Annotated in this window: 17 protein-coding genes and 1 tRNA gene; 7 read left to right on the top strand and 11 right to left on the bottom strand. The window is 68.5% G+C overall.

Annotated elements, in window-relative coordinates; translation table 11 throughout:
• Nucleotides 1-8: 8 nt before the first annotated feature.
• From ACKI2N_RS13200 to ACKI2N_RS13180, 5 genes are all read right to left on the bottom strand, one after another.
• Nucleotides 9-911 (bottom strand): SDR family NAD(P)-dependent oxidoreductase, encoded by a 903-nt coding sequence (locus tag ACKI2N_RS13200; RefSeq protein WP_420997103.1) that lies wholly within the window; start codon nt 909-911, stop codon nt 9-11.
• Nucleotides 912-1,134: 223 nt separating this feature from the next.
• On the bottom strand, nt 1,135-1,536 hold the full coding sequence (locus ACKI2N_RS13195; RefSeq protein WP_420997104.1) for a nuclear transport factor 2 family protein: 402 nt from the start codon (nt 1,534-1,536) through the stop codon (nt 1,135-1,137).
• Nucleotides 1,537-1,574: 38 nt separating this feature from the next.
• Entirely contained in the window at nt 1,575-2,324 is a 750-nt protein-coding gene (locus tag ACKI2N_RS13190; RefSeq protein ID WP_420997105.1) for an SDR family NAD(P)-dependent oxidoreductase, read from the bottom strand.
• Nucleotides 2,325-2,361: 37 nt separating this feature from the next.
• Nucleotides 2,362-3,225 (bottom strand): alpha/beta fold hydrolase, encoded by an 864-nt coding sequence (locus ACKI2N_RS13185; protein ID WP_420997106.1) that lies wholly within the window; start codon nt 3,223-3,225, stop codon nt 2,362-2,364.
• Between the two features lie 277 nt (nt 3,226-3,502).
• Nucleotides 3,503-3,578 (bottom strand) — tRNA-Asn (locus ACKI2N_RS13180).
• Between the two features lie 291 nt (nt 3,579-3,869).
• Between ACKI2N_RS13180 and ACKI2N_RS13175 the strand changes: the two genes are divergently transcribed.
• A complete protein-coding gene (locus ACKI2N_RS13175) occupies nt 3,870-5,183 on the top strand; it encodes an IS4 family transposase (RefSeq protein ID WP_426989754.1) in 1,314 nt (437 codons plus the stop codon).
• 65 nt (nt 5,184-5,248) lie between these two features.
• Here ACKI2N_RS13175 and ACKI2N_RS13170 read toward each other — a convergent pair whose 3' ends face one another.
• Together ACKI2N_RS13170 and fdxA are read right to left on the bottom strand one after the other, a co-directional pair.
• Nucleotides 5,249-6,355, bottom strand: a complete 1,107-nt coding sequence (locus tag ACKI2N_RS13170; RefSeq protein WP_420996404.1) for an NAD(P)/FAD-dependent oxidoreductase — start codon at nt 6,353-6,355, stop codon at nt 5,249-5,251.
• A gap of 113 nt (nt 6,356-6,468) precedes the next feature.
• A complete protein-coding gene (fdxA, locus tag ACKI2N_RS13165) occupies nt 6,469-6,792 on the bottom strand; it encodes a ferredoxin FdxA (protein WP_420996403.1) in 324 nt (107 codons plus the stop codon).
• Between the two features lie 363 nt (nt 6,793-7,155).
• Here fdxA and ACKI2N_RS13160 point away from each other — a divergent pair, with 363 nt between their 5' ends.
• From ACKI2N_RS13160 to ACKI2N_RS13135, 6 genes are all read left to right on the top strand, one after another.
• Nucleotides 7,156-7,722, top strand: a complete 567-nt coding sequence (locus tag ACKI2N_RS13160) for a hypothetical protein (protein WP_420996402.1) — start codon at nt 7,156-7,158, stop codon at nt 7,720-7,722.
• Between the two features lie 87 nt (nt 7,723-7,809).
• Nucleotides 7,810-8,997, top strand: coding sequence for a nicotinate phosphoribosyltransferase (gene pncB, locus ACKI2N_RS13155; protein ID WP_420996401.1), 1,188 nt, complete (start codon nt 7,810-7,812; stop codon nt 8,995-8,997).
• A 50-nt stretch (nt 8,998-9,047) separates the two neighbouring features.
• On the top strand, nt 9,048-9,734 hold the full coding sequence (locus ACKI2N_RS13150) for a LutC/YkgG family protein (protein WP_420996400.1): 687 nt from the start codon (nt 9,048-9,050) through the stop codon (nt 9,732-9,734).
• A gap of 195 nt (nt 9,735-9,929) precedes the next feature.
• A complete protein-coding gene (locus tag ACKI2N_RS13145) occupies nt 9,930-11,348 on the top strand; it encodes a sodium:proton antiporter (protein WP_420996399.1) in 1,419 nt (472 codons plus the stop codon).
• Nucleotides 11,349-11,370: 22 nt separating this feature from the next.
• Nucleotides 11,371-12,378 (top strand): 2-hydroxyacid dehydrogenase, encoded by a 1,008-nt coding sequence (locus ACKI2N_RS13140; protein WP_420996398.1) that lies wholly within the window; start codon nt 11,371-11,373, stop codon nt 12,376-12,378.
• Between the two features lie 61 nt (nt 12,379-12,439).
• Complete coding sequence (locus ACKI2N_RS13135) at nt 12,440-13,918, top strand: DNA recombination protein RmuC (protein ID WP_420996397.1); 1,479 nt, start codon at nt 12,440-12,442, stop codon at nt 13,916-13,918.
• Between the two features lie 144 nt (nt 13,919-14,062).
• Here the strand turns inward: ACKI2N_RS13135 and ACKI2N_RS13130 are convergent, their stop codons facing one another.
• The 4 genes from ACKI2N_RS13130 to moaA form a co-directional block, all read right to left on the bottom strand.
• Nucleotides 14,063-14,329 carry a hypothetical protein gene (locus tag ACKI2N_RS13130; protein WP_020206062.1) on the bottom strand — a complete coding sequence of 89 codons (267 nt, stop codon included), beginning with the start codon at nt 14,327-14,329 and terminating at the stop codon, nt 14,063-14,065.
• A 151-nt stretch (nt 14,330-14,480) separates the two neighbouring features.
• Nucleotides 14,481-15,758 carry a molybdopterin molybdotransferase MoeA gene (moeA, locus tag ACKI2N_RS13125; protein ID WP_420996396.1) on the bottom strand — a complete coding sequence of 426 codons (1,278 nt, stop codon included), beginning with the start codon at nt 15,756-15,758 and terminating at the stop codon, nt 14,481-14,483.
• Between the two features lie 34 nt (nt 15,759-15,792).
• Nucleotides 15,793-16,416, bottom strand: coding sequence for a molybdenum cofactor guanylyltransferase MobA (gene mobA / locus ACKI2N_RS13120; RefSeq protein ID WP_420996395.1), 624 nt, complete (start codon nt 16,414-16,416; stop codon nt 15,793-15,795).
• Between the two features lie 41 nt (nt 16,417-16,457).
• Nucleotides 16,458-17,582 (bottom strand): GTP 3',8-cyclase MoaA, encoded by a 1,125-nt coding sequence (gene moaA / locus ACKI2N_RS13115; protein WP_420996394.1) that lies wholly within the window; start codon nt 17,580-17,582, stop codon nt 16,458-16,460.
• Nucleotides 17,583-17,708 lie beyond the last annotated feature (126 nt).

Here is a 17,708-nt window from a genome sequence, read left to right as displayed (position 1 = left end):
GCGGAAACTCAGATCGGGTCCCAGCACACCACGTCGGGCGAGCGCTCGAGGTCGTGGAAGCTGGTGCGCATGGCGGGAATGGCGACTTCGGCGATGGTCTCCGGCGTCCAGCCGTCGCTGCGGTGCACCGAGCGGATCGGGCGCGGCTGGCTGAACAGGAGGATCTCGTTGGCGCGCACGCCGAAGATCTGTCCGGTCACGGCGCTGGCCGCGTCGCTGGCGAGATACACGGCCATCGGCGCGATCTTGCCGGCTTCCATGCGCTTGAGCTTGTCGACGCGCGCGGCTTCTTCCGGCGTGTTGGCCGGGATGGAATCCGTCATCCGGCTCCACGCGAACGGCGCGATGCAGTTCGAGCGCACGCCGAACTTCTGCATGTCCAGCGCGATCGACTTCGACAGCGCCACGATGCCCAGCTTGGCGGCGGAATAGTTGGCCTGGCCGAAATTGCCGATCAGCCCGGAAGTCGACGTCATGTGGACATAGGCGCCGCCGTTCTGCGCCTTGAAGTACGGCGCGGCGGCGCGGCTGACGAAGAAGCTGCCATGCAGGTGCACGTCGATCACGGCGCGCCACTCTTCTTCGTTCATGTTGTGGAAGAAGCGGTCGCGCAGATTGCCCGCGTTGTTGATGACCGCATCGATGCGGCCGTAGGTGTCGAGCGCGCATGCGACCACGTTGGCCGCCCCCTGCCAGCTCGCCACGCTGTCGGCATTGGGCGTGGCGGAGCCGCCGGCCTGCACGATCTCGGTGGCCAGGCGCTCGGCCGCGCTGCTGTCTCCGCCTTGCCCGGTGAGGGACACGCCCACATCGTTCACGACCACTTTCGCGCCGGCCTGCGCCAGCGCCATGGCGATGCCGCGGCCGATGCCGCCGCTCGCGCCCGTCAATACGACAACCTTGTCTTCCATCCTTCAGCCTCGGTGTGCGGCGGCGTTCTGCGCGCCGGCTTGTTTATGTTCGAACATATTGTGTATGCTGGACATATTGATGTCAAGCCCGCGAGGCGCGCGCACGCCGCCCGTGGGGACGGCGGGCAGGGTGCGGAGGCAGTGCGGAGGCAATGCGGAGGAGGGAGGAAAGCTGGATGCGCGAGCGCGCGGTGCGGCGGCGAGCCGGCGGGCGGGGAAAGCGTCAGTCGGGGAAACGCTCGCCGAACATGGGCAGGCCGCTCTTCGAGTCGGCGCGGGCGGCTTCGTCCTGCAGCACGTCCCAGTGCTCGGCCAGCACGCCGCCGGCGATGCGCAGGATGTCCGCGGCAATCCAGCTGCGCGGCCGGCCATGCCCGGAGAAGCGCCCGTGCACGATGACGTAGTCGCCTTCCGCGACGATCAGGCCGGGCTCGTATTTCAGCGTGGCGGGCGCGTTTCTGATGAGGTCGAACAGCCCTTCGCGGCCGGGCGCGATATGCGCGCTGTGCTGGATGTAGGCGGGCGACCAGAAGCGCTCGGCGGCGGCGTAGTCGCGCTGGTTGAAAAGGGTGTCGAACGCGGCGAGTACCAGCGCCTTGTTGTGGGATGCCTGTGTGTCGTCCAAGATGCGCTCCTGTTCGTGATGTGCGGATGGGCGGGCCGTCACGAGGCGGTCTTGCCGCCGTTGACCCGGATGATCTGGCCGGTGATGAAGGTCGCCTTGTCCGAGGCGACGAACACGATGGCGTCGGCGATTTCCTCGGGCGCTCCCGCGCGCTTGAGCGGGACGTTGGCGAGGAAGGCGGCCTTGCGCTCGGCGGTGCCGGTGAGCCGGTCGAGCATGGCGGTCTGCACCGGCCCCGGGGCGATGGCGTTGACCCGCACGCCGGACGCGGCGCCCTCGAGCGCGGCCGATTTGGTCAGGCCTTCCACCGCGTGCTTGCTGGCGGTATAGAGCGAGACATTGGCGGCGCCGCGCTCGCCCATGGTGGAGGAAATGTTGACGATGCTGCCGCTGCCTTGCGCCGCCATCACGCGCATCTCGTGCTTCACGCTGAGGAAGGAGCCAAGCACGTTGGTGTCGAATACGGCCGCATAGCTTTCAGGCGTGACGTCGGTCACCGGCAGGGACGGGCCTTCGGTGCCGGCGGCGTTGACGGCGATATCGAGCCGGCCGAAGCGCACCACCGTGGCATCCACCAGGCTGCGCACCTCGTCTTCGTGGCGCACGTCCGACTGGCGGAATTCCGCTTCGGCGCCCAGCGCGCGCAATTCGGCGGCCAGCCGCAGCCCGGCTTCCTCGCGCCGCCCGGAGACGACGACGCGGGCGCCTGCGCGGGCGAAGGCCAGGGCCGCCGCGCGGCCGATGCCGGTCAATGCGCCGGTGATGAGAACAACGGGTCGGGTTTGCATCTTCGGTCTCCTGGATGGGGCCGGGGCGGGCGCGCCATCACTGGCGCGCTTCGTCCTCGGACAGGAACTGGTTCACGTGGGCGGCGAAGCGCCCGGGGTATTGGTACTGCGAGCCGTGGCTGGCGTCGGGATACAGGATCAGTTGCGCGTCGGGAATGTGCTGCTGCAGGATCGACGAATTCACCGAATAGATGATGACGTCGCGGTCGCCGTTCACCACCAGCGTAGGCTGTACGATCGCCTTGAGGTAGTCGAACGGGGCCGGGCGCGGCGCGCCCCAGCGGGCCAGCGCGGCAAGCTGCGCTGGCGCGACCGCGGGGCCGGCCTCGGGGTCGCGCCCGGCGGTGCGCTGGCGGAAGCGCCGCAGCCACGCGCGCCCGGCCGCCTGGCTCGCCGCGGACGGCGTGAAGAACACCCTGAGCCAAAGATGGTCGGGGTCGTCGTAGGCCGCGCCGAAGATCTCCTGCGCCTCGGGCGTCAGCGACGCCATGCCTTCGCCGCTGCGCGGGCCCGTGCCCACCAGGATCAGGCGGCGCACCAGGGGCGGTTCGGCCAGCGCCAGCGCCTGGGCCACCAGGCCGCCCAGCGAGAAGCCGAGCACGTCCACCTGTTCCAGGCCGAGCGCCCGCACGAAGGCCGCGGCGTTGGCGGCCATGCCTTCGATGGTGTCCGGCACGGTTCCCGACGTGCTCGAGATACCGGCGTTGTTGAACAGGATGACCTCGCGCTGCCGCGCGATCCCGTCGGTCACCAGCGGGTCCCAGTGGTCCATGGTGCCGGTGAAATGCATGTTGAAGACAAGCGGCACGCCGCCGGCCTTGCCGAAGCGGCGATAGGCGAAGCGGATGCCGTTGGCCTCCACGTATTGCGTGGGCGCGGTCTGGTGCGTGTAGGCGGACATGTCGGTTTCCTCGGTGGCGGTGTGCAACGAAATCTAGGCCACCGCGGCACGTCGGAAAAAGACTTAATAAGCTGGGAGGCATGCCTGCAAGGCATGGTGCCTGCCGAGGAAACGGCGCCGCGCGCGGCAGGCGGGGAGGAAACGACGCAGGGAAGGGATGGCAGCGCGCGATGGAAGCAGGGCGGCGGTGCTTGCCGTGCTTCAGGTGCCTGGGCGAACCCGGACGCACAGAAGCAAAAAAGCCCGCAATTGCTTGCGGGCTTTTCTACGATACTTTTGGCTCCCCGAGCTGGGCTCGAACCAGCGACCTGCGGATTAACAGTCCGTCGCTCTACCAACTGAGCTATCAGGGAACAGCTGAGAAAAGGATTATAACCAGTTTCTCTTTTATTCGTCAACACCTACGCGGTAGTTTTTACCGCCGGCACTGCGAAACTTCTGGTTCCGTCGGAACGATCCGGGTGCGCCGGCCGGTGTTGCTGGCCATGTGCCGCCGGTGTTCGGTGACGAGGGCCACATTATAGGCAATGTTTTTGATTCTTGCCATAAAAAACCGCCCGGAAGGGCAATGCCAGTTAGTTAAGCCAGAGCGAATGTGACTTGGAGTAAAAAGGGAGCGTGTTGACCACGCTCCCTTTTTTGCTTTGAACCTGCTGCAGACCACCCTGAACGAGACGTTGGAAGCACTGCCTGCCAACGGGATAGCCGAGTTGAGCGCGCTGCTGGATCCGGCCTGGATAGAACAAGCGCTTGAAGCCACGGGCAAGGCATCGATACGCCGACGCAAGCTGCCCGCCGAACACGCCGTGTGGCTGGTAATCGGTCTGGCGCTGTTTCGTCACATGCCGCTGTGGCAAGTGGTGCAGGAGATGGCGCTGACGCTGGACAGCAAGGAACTGCCCGCGCCCAGCGCCAGCGTGCAGGTTCGCCAGCGGTTGGGGGCGCAGCCCATGGCGCACTTGTTTGCCCTGCTCGCCAACGCCTGGGGCCGCGCCCATGCGGTGCACGCGGGAGAGTTGCGCGTGCTGGCGGCCGATGGCGTGGTCTGGTCAGCCCCGGACAGCAAGGACAACCGCCAGGAGTTGGGCAGCGGCCAGACGCAATATGGCCCCCAGCCCTGGCCCATGGTGCGCGCCGTATGCCTGCTGGACACCGACAGCCATGAACTGCTCGATGCCCAATTGGGGGGCTACGGCTGTGGCGAGCTGACGTTGGCGGCCGATCTGCGCGGCCTGGATCACTCGATCACCTTGTTCGACCGTGCCTACTTCAGCGCCGCGTTCCTGCTGCGCTGGCAGCAAGTGGGCGAGCAGCGCCACTGGCTCATGCGCGCCAGGGACAATCTGCGCCACGAGGTGGTGCAGGTATTGGGCCAGGGTGATTGGCTGATCCGCATGCCCGTGTCGCCACGCGCCAGGAAGATGCATCCAGAACTGCCCAGCCATTGGCAGGCCCGGCTGATCGAGGTGAGCGTTGGTGGCAAGATCAGGCGCTTCATCACCTCGATGCTGGATTCTGAGCGGTTTGCCGCCGTGCCACTGGCGCAGTTGTACCGCCAGCGCTGGGAGGTCGAGTTGGGGTTTCGGGAAATCAAGCAATCACTGCAACAAGGTCGAGCCGTGTTGCGCAGCAAACAGCCCGAGTTGGTCAAGCAGGAAGTCTGGGGCGTGCTGATTGCCTACACACTGCTGCGCCGATGGATGCGCCTGATGGCCCAGCACGCGGGTGTCGAGCCGAGCCGCATCAGCTTCCACACGGCGCGCCACGCCATCACGGGGGCGATCAACACGGTCCATCTGGCGCGCGCTGGTGCCTTGCCTGAACTCTTGCAGCGGCTGCTGGAACAAGCCCGCTACTTCGTGCTCCCGCCTCGCCGCACCGGGCGCTCATTCCCGCGCGAGGTTAAGCGCTCTCGCAGCAAGTTCCCAACAAAAAATGCCAGTCAGCGGGCTAACTGACTGGCATTGCCCGGAAGGGCGGTTTTTTCATGTCCGTCCGGCTGCCCGGACGTTGCCGGCGCCGCTCAGTCGAACACGGGCGAATCGACGCCCAGGATCTTGTGCAGCTTCGGCGAGGTGGTGGTGTACTGCATGTGGATTTTCTTCTCGGGGAAGATGTAGGGCGCGGCGCCGAACGCGGCCAGCGCGGCTTCATGGAAGCCCGAGAGGATCAGCTTCTTCTTGCCGGGGTAGGTGTTGATGTCGCCCACCGCGAAGATGCCCGGGATGTTGGTCTCGAACTTCTCCGTGTCCACCTTGATCTGCTTGCGCTCCAGGTCAAGGCCCCACTCGGCGATCGGGCCGAGCTTGGGCGACAGGCCGAAGAACACCAGCAGGTCGTCCAGCGGCAGGCGGCGCGTCACGCCGTCGGCGCCGGTCACCTTGATCTCGGTGAGCAGGCCTTCCTTTTCCTCGTAGCCGCTGATCTGGCCGACCACGAACTGCATTTCCAGCTGCTCGCACAGCGCCTTCATCCTGGCCACCGAGGCCGGCGCGGCGCGGAAGCCGTCGCGGCGGTGGATCATCACCACCGACTCGGCCTTGCCGACCAGGTCCAGCGTCCAGTCGAGCGCGGAGTCGCCGCCGCCGACGATGACGAGGTTGCGGCCGTGGAAGCGGCTCGGGTCCTTGACGCGGTAGAACAGTTGCTTGCCGTCGAACTTGTCGATGCCCTCGACCTTGACCGTGCGCGGCTGGAACGAGCCCACCCCGGCGGCGATGAAGATGGTCTTGGTGACGAAGCGCGTGCCGAGCGAGGTCTCGACGAAGAAGCGGCCGTCTTCGCGGCGCTCCACCACCGAGACTTCCTGGCCCAGGTGGAAGGTCGGCTCGAACGGCTCGATCTGCTTGAGCAGGTTGTCGGTCAGCTCCTGGCCGGTGCAGATGGGCACCGCCGGGATGTCGTAGATGGGCTTGTCCGGATACAGTTCCACGCACTGGCCGCCCACCACCTTCAGCGAGTCGATCACGTGCGCCTTGATTTCGAGCAGGCCCAGTTCGAAGACCTGGAAGAGTCCGACCGGTCCGGCGCCGACGATCAGCGCGTCGATTTCCAGCGGCTGGCCGCCGGCGTTGCCGGTGGCCAGGTTGAGGCTGGTGTCGGCGACGGGGTTAGGGATACTCAAGTCCATATTCGTCCTGATACGTTGTGGGCACTGGCGTGCCCGGCATTACGGGAAAGCGCGCATGTGGGGACGGCTTCCTGGCCTGCTTTTCTTCTCTTGTCCGGGCCGGATCTCGCGGATCAGCGCTCGAGGTACTGCAGCTTGTCGCCGACGTCCTTCCACTGGTCGGCATCGGCCAGCGGCGACTTGGTCTTGGTGATGGAAGGCCAGTTGCGCGCGAGTTCGGCGTTCAGGTCGATGTACTGCTGCTGGTCGCCGGGCACGTCTTCCTCGGCGTAGATCGCGTTCACCGGGCATTCCGCCACGCACACCGCGCAATCGATACATTCGTCCGGGTCGATGGTGAGGAAATTCGGACCTTCGCGGAAGCAATCGACCGGACACACGTCAACGCAGTCGGTGTATTTGCAGCGGATGCAGGATTCGGTGACAACGTGAGTCATTTCGGTTCCAGAAAAACGGGGTCGGCTTCGATGGGGGAGAATCAGGCTTGCTGTGCGTTGCGGATCACGCCGCCAGGCGGGTCAGATGGCATTTCCCGTGGGGTCAACCATACGTTTACCGTGCGCGGCGCGAGCGCAGGCCGTGGCCTTTCAAAGACCGATATTGTAGCCGAGCCGCAAACCTAGGGTAATCCTCCTATATAGCCAGGTCAGATAGTTTTCTTATTTCTTTATGCGCGTTTGATCCTGCGCAGTCCCGGCGGCGGCGCCCGGGGTGCATTGCTGGCTCCCGGCACGGCGCCGTTGTATGCTGCCGGAGCCTGCCTGCGCGGTGTCCCCGCGCGACCTTCCGAGGAGAGCGCCATGCCCGTGTCCGTCCGCCCGCCGCCTGCCAGCGGCGCCCGGCGTTTCCATGCCGCGGCCTGGCTTGCCCGGCCGGCGGCGCTGCTTGTCCTGGCTGCAACGGGCTTCCTGGGCGCGCCGGCGGCGCAGGCACAGACGCTGGCGCAGGCCGGTGGCTCGCCCGAAAGCGTGGTGGCGCGGCTGATGGCGTGGCGCATGGAGACCGACCGGCCGGTCTCGCTGGCGGCGCTGACCCGTTTCGAATGGGACGATTTCGGCGTGGTGGTCGAGCCCGCCGGCGACGCCATGGCCAATTGCGGCCAGAACGGCTTCATGCCGTGCGACGCCAGCCTGCAGCCGGCGCGCGGCACGCCGGTCCAAGTGCTGGTGTTCCGCCGCGCGGCCACGCCGATCTACCGCGAGCGCATCACGGTGCGCTCGGCCACCTTTGCCGAGCCGCTGCCGAGCGCAGTGCCGCGCGCCCAGGCCACGCTGATCGGATGTCCCGGCTACGACGGCGAAATGCTGTGGTGCCTGCGCGGCAGCGCGCGCGGCCGCCAGCCGGACCGCTTCCTCGATGGCGGCTGAGCTGCCGGCGGCCTGCCGCCAGCCGGGCCGCCGGCCTCGCTTTCGGTTAGCATGTCGCACTGACTTGGCTCTGCCGTCCGGCCTGACATGATCATCACCTCCCTGCTCGACACCGACCTGTACAAATTCACCATGATGCAGGTCGTGTTGCATCATTTCCCGGCGGCGCAGGTCGAGTACCGCTTCAAGTGCCGCAACGCGGGCGTGGACCTGACGCCCTACGTGGACGAGATCCGCGACGAGATCGCCCAGCTGTGCCAGGTGCGCTTCACCGAGGACGAACTCGACTACCTGCGCGGCCTGCGTTTCATCAAGAGCGACTTCGTCGACTTCCTCGGCCTGTTCCACCTCAACGAGAAGTACGTGACGGTGGCGCCGGCCGCATCCGCCGCATCGGGCAGCGGCGAGATCGAGATCACCATCCGCGGCCCGTGGCTGCACACCATCCTGTTCGAGGTGCCGCTGCTGGCCATCGTCAACGAGGTCTACTTCCGCAACACGCAGCCGCGGCCGGACTGGAGCGAAGGGCGCCGCCGCCTGGAAGAGAAGCTGGCCCTGCTGAAGATGCCGGGCCACGCCGATTGCGTGATCGCCGACTATGGCTCGCGGCGCCGCTTCTCGCGCGACTGGCAGGAAGAGGTGCTGCAGACCATGCGCCGTGTGCTCGGGCCCCAGCTGGCCGGCACCAGCAACGTGCACTTCGCGCACATGCATAACCTGATCCCGCTCGGCACCATGGCGCACGAATACCTGCAGGCCTGCCAGGCGCTCGGCCCGCGGCTGCGCGACTCCCAGGTGTTCGCGCTCGAGGTGTGGGCCAAGGAATACCGCGGCGACCTCGGCATCGCCTTGTCGGACACCTATGGCTTCGACGCCTTCCTGCGCGATTTCGACCTCTACTTCTGCAAGCTCTTCGACGGCGTGCGCCACGATTCCGGCGATCCTTTCGCCTGGGGCGAGCGCATGCTGGCCCATTACGCGGCGGGCCGCGTCGACCCGCTCGGCAAGACGCTGATCTTCAGCGACAGCCTCGACATCCCGCGCGTGATCGAGCTGTACGAGCGCTTCGGCGGGCGCTGCCGGCTGGCCTTCGGGGTGGGCACCAACCTGACCAACGACCTCGGCTACACGCCGCTGCAGATCGTCATCAAGATGACGCGCTGCAACGGACAACCCGTGGCCAAGCTGTCGGACACGCCCGAGAAGACCATGTGCGACGATCCCGCCTACCTGGCCTACCTGCGGCAGGTGTTCGGCATCAAGGCGCCGGCCTGAGCCGAGCGCCGCATCCAGGCATCCCCGTACCCCTCACCGGAAAGCACCCCATGGACACCACCTCCGCCCGCGACCGCATCTTTGCCCGCATCCGCGCTGCCCAGGGCCGCGCCGCCGGCGTCAGCAACGGCGAACGCGCGGCGGTGTCCGACTATCTCGCGCGCCATCCGGCGGGCCCGCGCCCGCCCGCGCCGCCGGACCGCCTCGCCGCGTTCCAGGCGCAGGCGCTGAAGCTGGCTTCCACGGTGGAGCGCGTGGCGACGCTCGCCGGGGTGCCGGCCGAGGTGGCGCGTTACCTCGACAGCCTGGGGCTGGTGCGCCGCGCCATCGCCTGGGACAGTTTCGGCGCGCTCGACTGGCAGGCGCACGGCCTGGCGGTGGAATGCCGGCCGCCCGTGCGCGACGTGCAGGGCGACCACGACCACGGCGACCTGGTCGGCATCACCGGCTGCTTCTGCGCCATCGCCGAGACCGGCTCGCTGATGCTGCTGTCCGGCCCGCAGACCTTTGCCTCGGCCGCGCTGTTGCCGGAGACGCATATCGCGGTGGTGCCCGCTGCGCGCGTGGTCGACGGGCTGGAGGATGCCTTCGCGCTGGTGCGCAGCGAGCGCGGCGAACTGCCGCGCGCCACCAATATCATCAGCGGTCCTTCGCGCACCGGCGACATCGAGCAGACCATCGTGCTCGGCGCGCACGGGCCGTACCGCGTGCACGTGATCCTGGTCGAGCAGGACTGAGCGCGGCGCCGCCGGCTGTTTTGCCGGGAAGTCGCCGGGACGCCGCCGGGAAGCCGCGGCGATTGCTTTACACTTGAGGGCCTCGCCGCGCGCCGGCGGCCCGCCGTGCCGGGCCTTGCCGACCAGTGCGCTGTCTCCGCCCGCCGCCCGCGCCTGGCGCGGGTGCCGCAATCCAGGAACCAGGAGATCCCGCCGATGCGTCGTGCCCTCGCATTGCTTTTACCGCTGCTCGCGCTGATGCCCGGCCTGGCCGGCGCCGCCGGACTCGACGGCGCGGCGCTGTCGCCGGCGTGGGCCTTGCCGTTCGCCGGCACGCTGCTGTCGATCGCCTTGTTCCCGCTGCTCGCGCCGCGTTTCTGGCATCGCCACTACGGCAAGGTCGCCGCGGCCTGGGCGCTGCTGTTCCTGGTGCCGTTCGCGCAGGTCTTCGGCACGCATGCGGCCATCGCCAGCGCCGTGCATGCGCTGCTGTCCGAGTACATTCCGTTCATTGCGCTGATTGCCTCGCTCTACATCGTGGCGGGCGGCATCTGCGTGCGCGGCAACCTGCACGGCACACCGCGCCTGAACACCGGCCTGCTCGCGCTCGGCACGGCGCTGGCCAGCCTGATGGGCACCACCGGCGCCGCCATGCTGCTGATCCGGCCGCTGCTGCGCGCCAACGACAACCGGCGCCACGTGGCCCACGTGGTGGTGTTCTTCATCTTCCTGGTGGCCAACGCGGGCGGCTCGCTCACGCCGCTCGGCGACCCGCCGCTGTTCCTGGGTTTCCTCAAGGGCGTGGATTTCTTCTGGACCCTGCGCAACATCCTGCCCGAGACCCTGTTCATCTGCGGCGCGCTGCTGGTGATCTTCTACTTCGTCGACCGGCACTACTACCTCAACAAGGAAGAAGAGTTGCCGGCGGCCGCCGACCCCACGCCCGACTCGGCGGGCATCCGCATCGAGGGCAAGCGCAATTTCGTGCTGCTGCTGGCGGTGGTCGGGCTGGTGCTGATGAGCGGACTGTGGAAGCCCGGCATCGAGTTCGACGTGATGGGCACGCCGGTCGGCCTGCAGATGGCCGCGCGCGACGTGCTGCTGGTGGCGGTGGCGCTGCTGTCGCTGTGGATCACGCCGGCCACGGCGCGCAGCGGCAACGAATTCGGCTGGGAACCGATCCTCGAAGTGGGCAAGCTGTTCGCCGGCATCTTCCTGACCATCATCCCGGTCATCGCCATGCTCAAGGCGGGCACGGACGGCGCCTTCGCCGGCGTGATCCGCATGGTCAGCGATGCCGGCGGGCAGCCCGTCGACAGCATGTATTTCTGGGCCACCGGCGTTCTGTCGTCGTTCCTCGACAATGCGCCGACCTACCTGGTGTTCTTCAATACCGCCGGCGGCGACCCCGCCACGCTGATGACGCGCAACGCCTCGACGCTGGCGGCGATCTCGGCCGGCGCCGTGTTCATGGGCGCCAACACCTATATCGGCAACGCGCCCAACCTGATGGTCAAGGCCATCGCGGAGAGCCGCGGCGTGCGCATGCCCAGCTTCTTCGGCTATATGCTGTGGTCGCTGTGCGTGCTGGTGCCGCTGTTCCTGGCGATGACCTTTATCTTCTTCCACGTATAGCCCCGAGCAAGATACGCAACCCATGCCCAAGATGAGCAAGCCATCCATTCTCGTGACCCGCGCCGTCTTTCCCGAAGTGATCGACCGGCTCGCGCAATATTTCGACGTCGACAGCAACCAGCAGGACGAGGCGCTCGATGCCGCCGCGCTGAAGGCGCGCCTGGCGGGCAAGGCCGGCGTGCTGGCCAACGCGGCGGACCGCATCGACGGCGCGCTGGTGGCGGCGCTGCCTGAACTGCGGGCGGTCTGCAACATGGCCGTGGGCTACAACAACCTCGACGTGGCGGCCCTGAGCGCCGCCGGCATCGTGGCGACCAACACGCCCGACGTGCTGACGGAAACCACCGCCGATTTCGGCTGGGCCCTGCTGATGGCCACCGCGCGCCGCGTGACCGAGTCCGAGCACTGGCTGCGCGCCGGCAAGTGGGAGCGCTGGAGCTTCGACATGTTCCTCGGCATGGACCTGCACGGCAGCACGCTCGGCATCCTCGGCATGGGCCGCATCGGCCAGGCGCTGGCGCGGCGCGCGGCGGGCTTCGGCATGCCGGTGATCTATCACAACCGCAGCCGCCTGCCCGAGGACACCGAGCGCGCGCTCAACGCGCGCTATGTCGGCAAGGCCGAGCTGCTGGCGCAGTCCGACCACCTGATACTGGTGCTGCCCTACAGTGCGCAGAGCCACCACAGCATCGGCGCGGCGGAACTGGCGCAGATGAAGCCGTCCGCCACGCTGGTCAACCTGGCGCGCGGCGGCATCGTCGACGATGCCGCGCTGGCCGAAGCGCTGCGCGAGCGCCGCCTGTTCGCTGCCGGGCTCGATGTGTTCGAGGGCGAGCCCCAGGTGCATCCGGGCCTGCTGGCGGTGCCCAACGTGGTGCTGACCCCGCACATCGCCAGCGCTTCGGAAAAGACCCGGCGCGCCATGGCCGACCTCGCCGCCGACAACCTGATCGCCGCGCTGGACGCGGGGCCGCAGGCGGGGCACCCGCGGTCGGTGATCAATCCCGACGTGATGGCGCGCCGCCGCTGAGGTTTTCCCGCTGCCGTGGCGCGCCTGCCGCCACGGCGCCTCCTGGATATTCCCGACCTACATGAACCTGATTCCCCTCCTGACGCTTGCCCTGGCGGCGGCCGCGGTGCTGCTGCTGACGGTCTTGCTGCTGCGCGGGCGCGGGCGCGCCGACGGCGCCGGCCCTGAACTGGTGCGCCTGCTCGCCGAGCTGCGCGCGGAAGGCGCGCGCGGCAGCGAGCGGCTCGAGCGCGAACTGCGCACCGAGATCGCCGAGAGCGCGCGCACCGGCCGCGGCGAGGCCGGCCAGCAGATGATGCGTTTCCAGCAGACGCTCTCGTCGCAGCTCACCAGCATCGCCACGCTGCAGAACAACCAGATCGACATGTTCGCGCAGCAGCTTGCCAAGCTGACCGAATCCAACGCCGCGCAGCTCGACCAGGTCAGGCAGAACCTGCTCGCGCAGGGCCTGCAGGCGCGCGAGGAGCAAGGCCTGGCGCTGCGCCGCTTCGGCGACGTGCTGCAGCAGCAGCTGGGGCAGATGTCCGAGGGCAACGAGCGGCGCCTGGGCGAGGTGCGCGCCACGCTCGAGCAGAAGCTCAAGGAGATCGAGGCCAACAACGCCACCAAGCTCGAGGAGATGCGCCGCACCGTCGACGAGAAGCTGCACGCCACGCTGGAGCAGCGCCTGGGCGAATCGTTCAAGCTGGTGTCCGAGCGGCTCGAGCAGGTGCACCGCGGGCTCGGCGAGATGCAGGCGCTGGCGCAGGGCGTGGGCGACCTCAAGCGCGTGCTGACCAACGTGAAGTCGCGCGGCACCTGGGGCGAGGTGCAGCTCGAGATGCTGCTCGAGCAGGTGCTGACCACCGAGCAATACGCCAAGAACGTGGAGACCGTGCGCAACACCGGCGCGCGCGTGGAGTTCGCCATCCGCCTGCCGGGCAAGGATCCCGACGGCGGCGAGGTCTGGCTGCCGATCGACGCCAAGTTCCCGAAGGAGCAATACGAGCGCCTGCTCGACGCGCAGGAACGGGGCGACGCGGATGGCGTGGCCACGGCCGGGCGCGAGCTTGAAGTGGCGATCCGGCGCGAGGCCCAGACCATCTCCGAGAAGTACGTGTCGCCGCCGGCCACCACCGACTTCGCCATCCTGTTCCTGCCGACCGAAGGGCTGTACGCCGAGGTGCTGCGCCGCCCCGGCCTGGTCGACCTGCTGCAGCGGGACCACCGCATCACGGTGGCCGGGCCGACCACGCTGATGGCGCTGCTCAACAGCCTGCAGATGGGGTTCCGCACGCTGGCGCTGGAGCGGCGCTCGAGCGAAGTGTGGAGCGTGCTGGGCGCGGTCAAGACCGAGTTCGGCAAGTTCGGCGTGGTGCTGTCCAAGACGCGCGACACGCTGGAGCGGGCCGCGCGCAACATCGAGCTGGCCGAGGTGCGCACGCGCCAGATGGAACGCAAGCTGCGCGCGGTGGAGGCGCTGCCCGGCGACGCCGCGCAGGAACTGCTGGGCCTGGAAGCGGCGCCGGAGCGGGAAAGCGAGGAAGGGGAGGCCGGCTGAGCGCCGATCGAGCGCCGATCGAGCACGCGGTTCCGGCAGGATGTCCGGCACGGCCTGCGCCCGCGGGCAATAAAAAAACGCACCGGACCCGATGCGCTTTTTCGTCTTGCGGCCCGGCGGGGCAGCCGTCAGGGCATCAGGGCATCAGGGCAGGTCGCGGACCGTGACCTCGATGCCGCCGAAGCGCGCCGCGACCCAGTTATAGGCCTTGCAGGCCAGCCACAGCAGGCCGAAGCCGACCAGCGCGTTGAGGATCAGCGCCGTGAACACGGTGATGCCCGGCAGGTCGCCGTAGCGGATGAAGGCCACGAACAGGCCGAGCAAGACGATAGGTACCGAAAAGCACAGGTACACGAGCACCAGCGCGCGGGCGGTTTTGACCGGGTGGAGGTACGCAATCTCCTGATTCATGACAGCTTGGGGCAATAAGCAGAGTAATGTTGCGCAAGTGTATCGAATGGGTGCTGCGGCGCATAGTCCGCCACCCGCAGGGTACGGAAAAGCCCCGATCTGGCCGCTAAACGGTGGCAAAACTGCTGCGCAAAAACGACACCGGGGCAGCCTACATCAGCCCGTCGAACAGCATCACCTCGACTTCGTCGCCGGCCCCCACCATGCCCTGCTCGTGGCCGAGCACGATGAAGCAGTTGGCTTCGCTCATCGAGCGCAGCACGCCGGAGCCCTGCTGGCCGGTCAGGCTCACCCGCCAGCTGCCGTCGGCGGCCTGCGCCAGGATGCCGCGCTGGTATTCGGTGCGGCCCGGCTTCTTGCGGATCGGCTGCGCGCTGCGCACGCGCATCAGGGGCAGCGGCCGCACCTGCGCGCCCATCTGCCGGTGCAGCGCCGCGCGCACGAAGTGATAGAAGGTCACCATCACCGCCACCGGGTTGCCGGGCAGCCCGAACAGCAGCGCCTCGCGGCCGTGCGAGGCGATGCGGCCGAACGCCATCGGCCGCCCCGGGCGCATGGCGATCTTCCAGAACGTGACGTCGCCCAGCCGCGCCATGATCCGCTTGGTGTAGTCCGCCTCGCCCACCGACACGCCGCCCGAGGTGATGACGGCATCGGCGTTTTCGCAGGCGGAGCGGAACGCGGCTTCGAGCGCTTCGGGATCGTCGCGCACCACGCCCATGTCGAGCAGATCCACGTCCAGCCGCCGCAGCATGCCGTGCAAGGTGTAGCGGTTGGAGTCATAGACGCAGCCGGGGTCGAGCGGCTCGCCGATCGAGCGCAGCTCGTCGCCGGTGGAGAAGAAGGCGACGCGCAGGCGCCGCCGCACCTTGACCTCGGCCACGCCCAGCGAGGCCAGCAGGCCCAGGTCCGCCGGGCGCAGGATGCGTCCCGCGGCCAGCGCGGGCTGGCCCACCGCGAGATCCTCGCCGCGCAGGCGGCGGTTGTCGCCGGCGCGCACCGCGCCCGCGTCGAAGCGGATCCGCTCGCCCTGCACCTGCACGAATTCCTGGGGGATCACGGTATCGCAGCCGGCCGGCATGATGGCGCCGGTCATGATGCGCGCCGCCGTGCCCGGCGCGATGGGCGCGCAGCCGGTGCCGCCCGCGAAAGCGCTGCCGGCGACCGCCAGGGCGATTTCGCCGCCGGCGGCCAGCTCGCTGCCGGCGAAGGCGTAGCCGTCCATGGCCGCGTTGTCGTGGGCGGGCACGTCCAGCGTGGAGACGACGTCCGCGGCCAGCACGCGGCCGAGCGCCGCGCGCAGGGCGAGCTGCTCGGTGCCGCGCACGGGCTCGACCACCTCGCCGATGATGCGGCTGGCCTGCGCTACCGGCAGGGCGTCGGGATCGTAGTCGGACAGGCAGGAAATGACGGTTTGCAGAGATGGCATGGCTCGGTCCCGGAAGAGGCGGCGGCCCGGATCGTCAGCGCGCTTCCAGCGCGCGCAGTTCGTCCAGGGTATTGATATTGGCGAAGGCGCCGGCGTCTTCGAACAGCACTTCGGCAAGGCGGTGCGAGGCCGCCCAGGTTTCGATCTTGCGCCTGCCGCCGGCGAGGTACGCCGCCAGGCTGTCGAGCGCCGCCGCCGGCATCAGGCAGAACACCGGCTGGGTTTGCCGGCGGCCCGCCGCGTCGACGGTGACCGGGATGGCCATCTCGGCGCCCTGGGCTTCGACCGCCGCCGCCAGCCGCGCGGCCAGGTCGGCCGGGAGGAACGGCGAGTCGCAGGGAGCGGTCAGCAGCCAGCCGGTGCGGCATTGTCGCAGGCCGGCCAGCATCCCGGCCAGCGGCCCGGCGAATTCCGGCGCCGGCTCGCTGGCCGGGTCGCTGGCCGGGTCGGTCACCACCGGCATCCCGAAGGCGGCATAAGCCGCCAGGTTGCGGTTGGCGCTGATCAGCACGCTGCCGGTCTGCGGCGCCAGGCGCCGCAGCGTATGCAGGGCCATGGGCGCGCCGCGCAACGGCTGCAGGCCCTTGTCGGTCCCGCCCATGCGGCTGCCTCTGCCGCCGGCGAGGATGAGGCCGGTGATGTCGTCGCGTGGAATCATCGGATGGAAGCCGGTTGGCAGGCTGCGGCGCGGATGCGCCTTCAGCCGCCGATATAGGACATCTCGATCTTGCTGTCGGCGCGCGCCCGCCGCACGGCGGGATCGCTGCGCTGTTCGGAGTAGTGGTCGGTGCGGGCCCGCCAGACCTCGGCGATGGCGCTGGCGATCTCCAGGTCGCTGTGCGGGCCGCGCAGCAGCGCGCGCAGGTCGTGGCCTTCGGTGGCGAACAGGCACAGGTAGAGCTTGCCTTCGGTCGACAGCCGGATGCGGCTGCAGTCGCCGCAGAAGGCGTGGGTCACGCTGGAGATCACGCCGATCTCGCCGGCGCCGTCGCGGTAGCGCCAGCGCTCGGCGGTTTCGCCGCTGTAGTTGGCGGCGACGGCTTCGAGCGGGAAGGCCTCGTGGATGCGGCGCACCACCTCGGCCGAGGGCAGGACTTCGCCCATCTGCCAGTGATTGCTGGCGCCGACGTCCATGAATTCGATAAAGCGCACGATGATGCCGCTGCCGCGGAAATGCGCCGCCATCGGCACGATCTGGGCATCGTTGGTGCCGCGCTTGACCACCATGTTGACCTTGATCGGCGCCAGGCCCACGGCCTGGGCGGTCTCGATGCCGTCGAGCACGTCGGCCACGGCGAAATCGACATCGTTCATGCGGCGGAAGGTGGCGTCGTCGATGGCGTCCAGGCTCACGCTCACGCGGGTCAGGCCGGCGTCGCGCAGCGGGCGGGCCTTGCGCGCGAGCAGCGAGGCATTGGTGGTGAGGGTCAGGTCGAGCGGCTTGCCGGCGGGGGTCTCGATGCGCGCCAGCATTTCGACCAGCTTCTCGATGTTCTTGCGCAGCAGCGGCTCGCCGCCGGTCAGCCGGATCTTCTCCACGCCGTGCGCCACGAAGAGGCGGGCGGCGCGCTCGATTTCCTCGAAGCTGAGCAGTTCCGAGTGCGGCAGGAAGGTGTAGTCCTTGTCGAACACCTCCTTGGGCATGCAATACACGCAGCGGAAGTTGCAGCGGTCGGTGACCGAGATGCGCAGGTCGTGCAGCGGCCTGCCGCGGGTGTCGGCCACCAGCCCCGACGGCGCGGCAAGCACGCGCGGGATGACGGGGGTCATCGAGCGGTAGCGGTGATCGCGCAGGTCGAAGATGGGAATGACGGATTCGGTCATGGCCTGGGGTTGGGGGCGAGGGCGGACAGGCGGCGCGTTGCGGGGGAGCTGTCCTCGGGCACCTTATCGGGGCGCCATCATGCTGTCATTCTAGCCGAGCCTGTGCCTGCGCCGTCGCCGCCGGGC

This window comes from Cupriavidus sp. 30B13 (genome assembly GCF_049059565.2).
Lineage (GTDB): Bacteria > Pseudomonadota > Gammaproteobacteria > Burkholderiales > Burkholderiaceae > Cupriavidus.
The sequence above is the reverse complement of the archived record's forward strand: the minus strand, read 5'-3'. Positions and strand labels throughout refer to the sequence as shown.

Bases quoted from the DNA above. Each gene is read 5' to 3' on its own strand.
- ACKI2N_RS13150 (WP_420996400.1), top strand. From the start codon at position 9,048: ATGGACACCACCTCCGCCCGCGACCGCATCTTTGCCCGCATCCGCGCT.
- ACKI2N_RS13190 (WP_420997105.1), bottom strand. From the start codon at position 2,324: ATGCAAACCCGACCCGTTGTTCTCATCACCGGCGCATTGACCGGCATC.
- ACKI2N_RS13145 (WP_420996399.1), top strand. From the start codon at position 9,930: ATGCGTCGTGCCCTCGCATTGCTTTTACCGCTGCTCGCGCTGATGCCC.
- moeA (WP_420996396.1), bottom strand. From the start codon at position 15,758: ATGCCATCTCTGCAAACCGTCATTTCCTGCCTGTCCGACTACGATCCC.
- fdxA (WP_420996403.1), bottom strand. From the start codon at position 6,792: ATGACTCACGTTGTCACCGAATCCTGCATCCGCTGCAAATACACCGAC.
- ACKI2N_RS13135 (WP_420996397.1), top strand. From the start codon at position 12,440: ATGAACCTGATTCCCCTCCTGACGCTTGCCCTGGCGGCGGCCGCGGTG.
- ACKI2N_RS13170 (WP_420996404.1), bottom strand. From the start codon at position 6,355: ATGGACTTGAGTATCCCTAACCCCGTCGCCGACACCAGCCTCAACCTG.
- moaA (WP_420996394.1), bottom strand. From the start codon at position 17,582: ATGACCGAATCCGTCATTCCCATCTTCGACCTGCGCGATCACCGCTAC.
- ACKI2N_RS13200 (WP_420997103.1), bottom strand. From the start codon at position 911: ATGGAAGACAAGGTTGTCGTATTGACGGGCGCGAGCGGCGGCATCGGC.
- ACKI2N_RS13160 (WP_420996402.1), top strand. From the start codon at position 7,156: ATGCCCGTGTCCGTCCGCCCGCCGCCTGCCAGCGGCGCCCGGCGTTTC.
- ACKI2N_RS13185 (WP_420997106.1), bottom strand. From the start codon at position 3,225: ATGTCCGCCTACACGCACCAGACCGCGCCCACGCAATACGTGGAGGCC.
- pncB (WP_420996401.1), top strand. From the start codon at position 7,810: ATGATCATCACCTCCCTGCTCGACACCGACCTGTACAAATTCACCATG.
- mobA (WP_420996395.1), bottom strand. From the start codon at position 16,416: ATGATTCCACGCGACGACATCACCGGCCTCATCCTCGCCGGCGGCAGA.
- ACKI2N_RS13130 (WP_020206062.1), bottom strand. From the start codon at position 14,329: ATGAATCAGGAGATTGCGTACCTCCACCCGGTCAAAACCGCCCGCGCG.
- ACKI2N_RS13140 (WP_420996398.1), top strand. From the start codon at position 11,371: ATGCCCAAGATGAGCAAGCCATCCATTCTCGTGACCCGCGCCGTCTTT.